Below are 9709 nucleotides of genomic sequence, written 5' to 3'. Positions count from 1 at the left end.
TGTAATTTAATTTGTATATATATATCCTGTTAAGCATGGGTTCGTAAAAGAAATTATGCGTTAGCCCGGGAGTTCCTGGCCTGTGTTTTCTAATGCTAATCCTGCCTTAATAGAACGATTTCTAGAATATGTAAAACTGTAGCATGATCTAATTGAAACTATATGATCAAACGGACACTTTACTTTGGAAACCCGGCCTATCTGAAAACCCAGAATGAGCAACTGGTGGTAGAGTTACCTGAGACCAGCGAACAAAGAACGGCTGCCATAGAAGATATTGGCTTGGTCGTGCTGGACCATCAGCAGATTACCATTACACAATCTGTTTTGGCCAAGCTGCTCGAAAATAATACAGCGGTAGTTACCTGTAATCATACACATCACCCTACCGGACTATTGCTCAACCTGGATGGTCATACACTGCAGAGCCAGCGATTTCAGCACCAGGTGGCCGCTTCCGTGCCGTTACAAAAACAACTCTGGCAGCAAACCGTTGTAGCGAAGATCACTAACCAGGCTCATTTATTAGGGGAAAAACGTATTGCGAATAAGACCTTGTTTAATCTTGCTGCTAAAGTTAAAAGTGGTGATAGTGATAACTGTGAAGCACAGGCCGCAGCCTATTACTGGAAGAATCTTTTCCCCGAATTTCTGAATTTTAAACGGTTCAGGGAGGGGGAGCCCCCTAATAACTTACTCAACTATGGTTATGCTATTTTAAGGGCCGTTATGGCGCGATCGTTGGTTGGTAGCGGACTATTGCCCACCCTGGGTATTTTTCACCGTAACCAGTACAATGCTTACTGCCTGGCTGATGATATTATGGAACCTTATCGTCCGTATGTGGACAAGATTGTGGGCGACATTGTACGCATGAACGGCAGATTTTTGGAGATGACGCCTTCCATGAAGCAACAACTACTGGCTATTCCGGCCATGGATGTAATGATCAACGGCGAGAAAAGCCCGTTAATGAATGCAGTGCAACGTACTACAGCCAGTCTGGCTAAATGCTTTGAAGGCAATTCGAGAAAGTTGCTTTATCCTGTTATGTTAACAACCTATGCCTGATATGGATTTTGAACGTTTAAATGCCTATCGTATTATGTGGGTAATTGTTATGTTCGACCTGCCAACGGAAACAAAAGCTCAGCGAAAAATTTATGCGAAATTTCGCAAGCAGATACTCGATGATGGTTTTTCTATGTTCCAGTTCAGTCTTTATATCCGGCACTGCAGCAGCCGGGAAAACGCCGACGTACATATACAGCGGGTAAAAAAAATATTACCGGCCAAAGGCCATGTGGGTATTTTGAATATTACCGATAAACAGTTTGGAATGATGGAGATTTTCAGGGGAAAAGAATTGATAGACGCCCCGCTGGCTCCCCAGCAGCTCGAGCTATTCTGACAATAGGAAATTGGAATTTTGACTTATAGCAATAAAAAAATGGGCAAAAAGCCCATTTTTTTATCCTGTTGACAACGCGAAATCCTTTGTTATAGCGGCTTTGAGCAAATCGTGTTGTCAAGGACCAAGGTAAATCAAAATGATGAAAGCAATTCACAACCCTTTCCGTGTTTATTTCGGAGGGATGTTGTTGTCAAGGACCAAGGTAAATCAAAATGATGAAAGCAATTCACAACACTTAACCAGGCGGAACCGGCCATTAATACGTTGTCAAGGACCAAGGTAAATCAAAATGATGAAAGCAATTCACAACATTACCCTGAATGGTGAGTTTGGTAATGCTGTTGTCAAGGACCAAGGTAAATCAAAATGATGAAAGCAATTCACAACACATTTATCCTTACTTCCTCAGCACAGGCGTTGTCAAGGACCAAGGTAAATCAAAATGATGAAAGCAATTCACAACGGTCCAGCAGCTGGCCACAGTAAAAAATAGTTGTCAAGGACCAAGGTAAATCAAAATGATGAAAGCAATTCACAACTACAATGCATTGAAAATCTATAAACTATGAGTTGTCAAGGACCAAGGTAAATCAAAATGATGAAAGCAATTCACAACAGTGAGATGGTCATTATTTAGTTTTTAAAAGTTGTCAAGGACCAAGGTAAATCAAAATGATGAAAGCAATTCACAACTATGAATCCCTCGTTTAAATATCAATTCTGTTGTCAAGGACCAAGGTAAATCAAAATGATGAAAGCAATTCACAACGACAAACTACCAACTATTCCTTGTCAACATCGTTGTCAAGGACCAAGGTAAATCAAAATGATGAAAGCAATTCACAACTCAGCCCATACAGATATATGATTCATAACAGTTGTCAAGGACCAAGGTAAATCAAAATGATGAAAGCAATTCACAACAGCCACCCCAGAGGGTGTATGTTATACTAGTTGTCAAGGACCAAGGTAAATCAAAATGATGAAAGCAATTCACAACGGGTCATGCATATTTTAATATAATTTTGATGTTGTCAAGGACCAAGGTAAATCAAAATGATGAAAGCAATTCACAACTGTAACTGTATACCACCCGAACGTCCTTTTGTTGTCAAAGACCAAGGTAAATCAAAATGATGAAAGCAATTCACAACATCATCCTGAACGGAGTTCCTTCGATTCCGGTTGTCAAAGACCAAGGTAAATCAAAATGATGAAAGCAATTCACAACGCCGTCAGGCCGTCATATTATTTTTTTTGGGTTGTCAAAGACCAAGGTAAATCAAAATGATGAAAGCAATTCACAACTGCCTGTGCATTCATTAGTCTTAGTTGCGCGTTGTCAAAGACCAAGGTAAATCAAAATGATGAAAGCAATTCACAACAGGTTAAAGTCTAAACTGTTTCCAGTGTCAGTTGTCAAAGACCAAGGTAAATCAAAATGATGAAAGCAATTCACAACACCGGCCGAATGACATGGTGTGCGTATCGCGTTGTCAAAGACCAAGGTAAATCAAAATGATGAAAGCAATTCACAACAATAAAGTATTGCTAGTTCTCTATCAACAGGTTGTCAAAGACCAAGGTAAATCAAAATGATGAAAGCAATTCACAACTACTTTAGGTAAAGGCAATGTCAGGATACAGTTGTCAAAGACCAAGGTAAATCAAAATGATGAAAGCAATTCACAACAGTGTGCACTCAGCCGTGGAAATACCTACTGTTGTCAAAGACCAAGGTAAATCAAAATGATGAAAGCAATTCACAACACTAGTACGCATTACCTGTTGAGTAAACCGTTGTCAAAGACCAAGGTAAATCAAAATGATGAAAGCAATTCACAACTGTTATGTGTTAAATACTGCAATCTGTCCAGTTGTCAAAGACCAAGGTAAATCAAAATGATGAAAGCAATTCACAACGCCTCTCAGCGTTGATTAATTCTACTCCTGGTTGTCAAAGACCAAGGTAAATCAAAATGATGAAAGCAATTCACAACAGTATCGTACGGCAAACGCGTTGAGATGTTGTTGTCAAAGACCAAGGTAAATCAAAATGATGAAAGCAATTCACAACATATTACTCCTCGCCCTTATAAAAACTTTTGTTGTCAAAGACCAAGGTAAATCAAAATGATGAAAGCAATTCACAACTAAACTGTGCATGTGTTCCTTGTTCTTCAGTTGTCAAAGACCAAGGTAAATCAAAATGATGAAAGCAATTCACAACACTGAGCTGGTAATATTAGCTTTAATTCCGTTGTCAAAGACCAAGGTAAATCAAAATGATGAAAGCAATTCACAACCAGTACGTACGCGGATGCGCCGTGGTTGTGTTGTCAAAGACCAAGGTAAATCAAAATGATGAAAGCAATTCACAACTACAAAAGCCTCCAATGTTATTTTATGACGTTGTCAAAGACCAAGGTAAATCAAAATGATGAAAGCAATTCACAACACTGGAGGATCTGCCTTTTTGTCCATTTCGTTGTCAAAGACCAAGGTAAATCAAAATGATGAAAGCAATTCACAACGCAATGAACGTGTCTTTGTTCATAATATTGGTTGTCAAAGACCAAGGTAAATCAAAATGATGAAAGCAATTCACAACATTTAATTCCCGTTCTAAAAACCTGGTCGAGTTGTCAAAGACCAAGGTAAATCAAAATGATGAAAGCAATTCACAACTCCAGTGCTGCAGCTGTTGTACAGGAGTGGGTTGTCAAAGACCAAGGTAAATCAAAATGATGAAAGCAATTCACAACCTGCCTTGGCTGCTGCCTTATCTTTTTCGGGTTGTCAAAGACCAAGGTAAATCAAAATGATGAAAGCAATTCACAACACTTTCCGTTTTCATCAATTCCCAGGCGGGTTGTCAAAGACCAAGGTAAATCAAAATGATGAAAGCAATTCACAACAGCTTGTTTGTATAGTATCAGGGAAATATGTTGTCAAAGACCAAGGTAAATCAAAATGATGAAAGCAATTCACAACATTTCAGTTGATTTCATGATTAGTAATTAGTTGTCAAAGACCAAGGTAAATCAAAATGATGAAAGCAATTCACAACGCGTCCCAGTCTACATCCTTTACCGTTGTCGTTGTCAAAGACCAAGGTAAATCAAAATGATGAAAGCAATTCACAACGAATATCTCGTTTCATGTATGTTCATATGGTTGTCAAAGACCAAGGTAAATCAAAATGATGAAAGCAATTCACAACAGCGTTCCAGTTGTTTTATTATTTCGGGAAGTTGTCAAAGACCAAGGTAAATCAAAATGATGAAAGCAATTCACAACAATCTGTCTCTCCTGAGCAGTTACTTGCTTGTTGTCAAAGACCAAGGTAAATCAAAATGATGAAAGCAATTCACAACACTTTAACGACTTCTACGCAGATACAATTTGTTGTCAAAGACCAAGGTAAATCAAAATGATGAAAGCAATTCACAACAGTAAACACCTGGCAATCCTTTCTGATTATGTTGTCAAAGACCAAGGTAAATCAAAATGATGAAAGCAATTCACAACAACCTACAAAGGTGCCTGTTGCGGCTGCCTGTTGTCAAAGACCAAGGTAAATCAAAATGATGAAAGCAATTCACAACATGATAGCAGGAACAGGGTGTTAATACCTGTTGTCAAAGACCAAGGTAAATCAAAATGATGAAAGCAATTCACAACGGATTTTCCAGTATAGTTACTGGTTCGTCAGTTGTCAAAGACCAAGGTAAATCAAAATGATGAAAGCAATTCACAACTGCTCCCATAACCAGGTGGCTGCTGTGCCCGTTGTCAAAGACCAAGGTAAATCAAAATGATGAAAGCAATTCACAACATTTACCTTGCAGCACACGTTCCAGTGCAGTTGTCAAAGACCAAGGTAAATCAAAATGATGAAAGCAATTCACAACCAACGGTAACGGTAAACAAAAATTTTCAAAGTTGTCAAAGACCAAGGTAAATCAAAATGATGAAAGCAATTCACAACAGCCAATACAGACTGATTGCCATGGTATAGGTTGTCAAAGACCAAGGTAAATCAAAATGATGAAAGCAATTCACAACGCCGCCGCTATTATGACTACCGATAACGTAGTTGTCAAAGACCAAGGTAAATCAAAATGATGAAAGCAATTCACAACTACAAAACAGAAAAGGAACGAATGGAATAGTTGTCAAAGACCAAGGTAAATCAAAATGATGAAAGCAATTCACAACAGGTTGCGAACAGAGGCGGTTAGTTTTATTGTTGTCAAAGACCAAGGTAAATCAAAATGATGAAAGCAATTCACAACTTCTGTCATCCGGGGTAATACCAAGAGTATGTTGTCAAAGACCAAGGTAAATCAAAATGATGAAAGCAATTCACAACTCCATTATAACAATGCTCCTAAATGAATAAGTTGTCAAAGACCAAGGTAAATCAAAATGATGAAAGCAATTCACAACAGGATGACGTAATTTATTATTTACCAGATGGTTGTCAAAGACCAAGGTAAATCAAAATGATGAAAGCAATTCACAACTACATGCCCGCCATAGACAAATTTTTCATGTTGTCAAAGACCAAGGTAAATCAAAATGATGAAAGCAATTCACAACATAAGCCTGATTTGGATTTAGCAACAGGCGTTGTCAAAGACCAAGGTAAATCAAAATGATGAAAGCAATTCACAACTATCTTAATGAAGAGATTAAAAAGATTAAGAGTTGTCAAAGACCAAGGTAAATCAAAATGATGAAAGCAATTCACAACAACAAGCGGTAAAGTTGGTATGTATCAGTAGTTGTCAAAGACCAAGGTAAATCAAAATGATGAAAGCAATTCACAACAGCGAGAGAAAATTTTAAACAAGGGTTCGCGTTGTCAAAGACCAAGGTAAATCAAAATGATGAAAGCAATTCACAACAGTAACCGGGACGGGAGTATCAATTACACGTTGTCAAAGACCAAGGTAAATCAAAATGATGAAAGCAATTCACAACAAGAACGTCCTTTAACCGCAATGATATTCGTTGTCAAAGACCAAGGTAAATCAAAATGATGAAAGCAATTCACAACAACTTTCTTCACCTTCTATTTGTTCTAATGTTGTCAAAGACCAAGGTAAATCAAAATGATGAAAGCAATTCACAACTTTACCGGTGCGGTTTTTGCCACCGCTGCGTTGTCAAAGACCAAGGTAAATCAAAATGATGAAAGCAATTCACAACTATCTTCTGTTCAGTGTCATGAACATTTCGTTGTCAAAGACCAAGGTAAATCAAAATGATGAAAGCAATTCACAACTTCTTAATGTTGGATATAGACACATTATTGTTGTCAAAGACCAAGGTAAATCAAAATGATGAAAGCAATTCACAACCTCAGCAAACAGGAAGCCGACACCCTTGTTGTTGTCAAAGACCAAGGTAAATCAAAATGATGAAAGCAATTCACAACCGCTGGTTAACTGGAACGAAAATCAAAAAGGTTGTCAAAGACCAAGGTAAATCAAAATGATGAAAGCAATTCACAACCGCTGGTTAACTGGAACGAAAATCAAAAAGGTTGTCAAAGACCAAGGTAAATCAAAATGATGAAAGCAATTCACAACTGTATCAAATGTAATATGCTTTTTTATATTGTTGTCAAAGACCAAGGTAAATCAAAATGATGAAAGCAATTCACAACACCCCGATCGATGTAATTGTTTCGCTGTCCGTTGTCAAAGACCAAGGTAAATCAAAATGATGAAAGCAATTCACAACGGTAGGCCGTCAGGCCGTCAGATGATTTTTGTTGTCAAAGACCAAGGTAAATCAAAATGATGAAAGCAATTCACAACTAGCGCCACGCAAAAGCAGTACAAAGACTTGTTGTCAAAGACCAAGGTAAATCAAAATGATGAAAGCAATTCACAACCGGCACCCCCTAAACCTTCCTGGGCTAACGGTTGTCAAAGACCAAGGTAAATCAAAATGATGAAAGCAATTCACAACTGATGAACCAGTGTCTTGGCGCCTTTTTATGTTGTCAAAGACCAAGGTAAATCAAAATGATGAAAGCAATTCACAATAAGCTGTCGCAGGTGATTGTAGGTCCGTGTTGGTCAGCGGGCTCTTTTTCTTTTGCCTCAATATCATCAAAGTTGAAAGTCAGCGAAAAATGTTTCTTTGTAAACTCAGTGCGGGCCTCAATTGGAATCTTCTTTAACCCGGCAGCGGTAACAATGTCCTCAACGATTTTTTTTAAATCTTTTTCGCTCATTATTGAGTTCGTTGTAATCACCATGCGTTGGAGGTAGTCGGTCACTAATGCAGCGGCTTCCGTTATCCCAATAAATGGGCGGGATTTTGATATCAGTTCCAAATAACGGTTTCTGATTTTCATTGCAACAGTATTGAACAAAAATGGAGCATGTTCCGTCAGCATGAACCCGGTTTTTTCGACAAATTAGCTTAATTGGAAGGGACATAACCTGAACAATTTTAATCGACTTGAGTATCCTGAAGTCAGGTCTACTTTTGGTCTACTTTTTAAAATTGTTAAGCTGTTTTAAAGGTAGTAAGGATTCTCTGTGTGTTTTGTTATTACAAACTGAAAGTCAGTCCCTTAAAAGTAAAGTGAGGTAAAAAGCAAAAAGGACCATCATTGCTGATGATCCTTTTTTGCGGACCGGACGGGACTCGAACCCGTCCCCACACTACTGTGGGGATGACCGGCGTCATGCTAACCGGTAAAATGTTGTACAATATTTTTAGGATGATTGAGTGCGAATAAGCGTTCGCGGGTAGCTTTTTTTAATATCTTCTCTCTTTTTAAAGCTTCTGCTTTTGATAGCAACTCTTCCACATACACTAATGTCCATGGACAAAGTTGCCTGGTACTGGTTGTTTCCCCATTGTTGTGCCGTTGCAGTCTTAACAAAGGATCTTCGGTAAAGCCTTTGTAAAAGCTGCCGTCCACAGAACTTTGAATGATATAAACGTAGTATGGCATAAAACAAAAAAGCTTCTCAATTTGAGAAGCTTTTGCGGACCGGACGGGACTCGAACCCGCGACCTCCGCCGTGACAGGGCGGCATTCTAACCAACTGAACTACCGATCCTTAGCAACTTTATCTGTTATTGAACAGGTATCGTTGTTTTGGGATTGCAAAGATAAGGGGCCGATATATTCCCGCCAAAAAAAATAAAAGATTTATTTACAAATTTTTACAAGTTTTTTAAACTAACCGCATGTATTGTTTATTGTTTTATTTTAGCGCCCTTATTTATTAATTTAATTATGCCTAGAAACGAAAACCGACAGTTTTTAGATTTTGAGTCGCCCATAAAGGACCTGATTGAAGAAATAGCTATTGCAAAGAAAAGACAGGAGAAAGTAAATATAGGCGCCCAGCACGACCAGCTTATACAAACATTAGAAGACCAGATAGTTGAAAAAAGAAAGGAGATCACGAAAAACCTTACCAGCTGGCAGCGTGTACAGTTAAGCCGTCACCCCGACAGGCCCTATACCAATAAGTATATTGAGAAGATGAGCGATGAATACGTGGAGCTTTTTGGTGACCGCAATGTAAAAGACGATAAAGCCATGGTGGGTGGTTTTGCCAATTTAGGCGGCGAAACGGTTATGATCATCGGTCAGCAGAAAGGTATCAATACCAAAATGCGTCAACTGAGGAATTTTGGTATGGCCAATCCCGAAGGCTACCGCAAAGCCTTGCGCCTGATGCGCCTGGCTGAAAAATTTAATAAGCCTATTATTACTTTAATCGACACACCCGGTGCTTATCCTGGTTTAGAAGCAGAAGAACGGGGCCAGGGCGAAGCCATTGCCCGTAATATATACGAGATGATCAGGCTGAAAGTGCCGGTTATCTGTGTCATTATCGGCGAAGGAGCCAGCGGTGGTGCTATGGGCATTGGTGTTGGTGATAAGGTATTTATGATGGAAAACACCTGGTATACCGTGATCAGCCCCGAAAGCTGTTCCTCCATTTTATGGCGTACCTGGGAAAAAAAGGAAGTAGCTGCGGAGCAGTTACGTCTTACCGCCGATAAAATGCTGGGCTTTGGTCTGATCGACGGCATTATCCCTGAACCTCCGGGTGGAGCACATTGGGATTATGACCAGTCAGCCGAAATCCTGAAAAACTATTTATTACCCGTGCTGCAGGAGTTGAAAAAGATCCCGGCACAGGACAGGGTCAATACCCGGATCGAAAAATTCGGCAAAATGGGCTTCTGGGAAGAGTTGTAAACAAATTATAAAGCATTACAATACAAGCAACATGAAATACGTTA

Annotated in this window: 5 protein-coding genes, 1 tRNA gene and 1 CRISPR repeat array; of the genes, 3 read left to right on the top strand and 3 right to left on the bottom strand. The window is 39.0% G+C overall.

The genetic code is table 11. The annotated features are described in order from the left end of the window. The first annotated feature begins 162 nt into the window (after positions 1 to 162). Positions 163 to 1071, top strand: coding sequence for a type II CRISPR-associated endonuclease Cas1 (gene cas1 / locus ACFS6H_RS17675; protein WP_386102091.1), 909 nt, complete (start codon positions 163 to 165; stop codon positions 1069 to 1071). Between the two features lies 1 nt (position 1072). Continuing rightward, positions 1073 to 1411, top strand: coding sequence for a CRISPR-associated endonuclease Cas2 (cas2, locus tag ACFS6H_RS17670; RefSeq protein ID WP_386102088.1), 339 nt, complete (start codon positions 1073 to 1075; stop codon positions 1409 to 1411). A gap of 113 nt (positions 1412 to 1524) precedes the next feature. Beyond that, a CRISPR array of direct repeats spans positions 1525 to 7476; the repeat unit is 47 nt; unit sequence GTTGTCAAAGACCAAGGTAAATCAAAATGATGAAAGCAATTCACAAC. 159 nt (positions 7477 to 7635) lie between these two features. Here cas2 and ACFS6H_RS17665 read toward each other — a convergent pair. The 3 genes from ACFS6H_RS17665 to ACFS6H_RS17655 all read right to left on the bottom strand — a co-directional run bounded on the left by ACFS6H_RS17665 (position 7636) and on the right by ACFS6H_RS17655 (position 8508). Beyond that, positions 7636 to 7875, bottom strand: coding sequence for an Arm DNA-binding domain-containing protein (locus tag ACFS6H_RS17665; protein ID WP_386102085.1), 240 nt, complete (start codon positions 7873 to 7875; stop codon positions 7636 to 7638). Between the two features lie 254 nt (positions 7876 to 8129). After that, positions 8130 to 8399 (bottom strand): GIY-YIG nuclease family protein, encoded by a 270-nt coding sequence (locus tag ACFS6H_RS17660; RefSeq protein ID WP_386102082.1) that lies wholly within the window; start codon positions 8397 to 8399, stop codon positions 8130 to 8132. Positions 8400 to 8434: 35 nt separating this feature from the next. Further along, positions 8435 to 8508 (bottom strand) — tRNA-Asp (locus tag ACFS6H_RS17655). A gap of 179 nt (positions 8509 to 8687) precedes the next feature. On the opposite strand from ACFS6H_RS17655, the gene ACFS6H_RS17650 reads away from it, so the two are divergent. Beyond that, positions 8688 to 9665, top strand: coding sequence for an acetyl-CoA carboxylase carboxyltransferase subunit alpha (locus ACFS6H_RS17650; protein WP_386102079.1), 978 nt, complete (start codon positions 8688 to 8690; stop codon positions 9663 to 9665). Positions 9666 to 9709: the final 44 nt, after the last annotated feature.

Source organism: Terrimonas rubra (genome assembly GCF_042686025.1).
Taxonomy (GTDB): Bacteria; Bacteroidota; Bacteroidia; order Chitinophagales; family Chitinophagaceae; genus Terrimonas; species Terrimonas rubra.
This window is presented reverse-complemented; position numbering and strand designations above follow the sequence as displayed.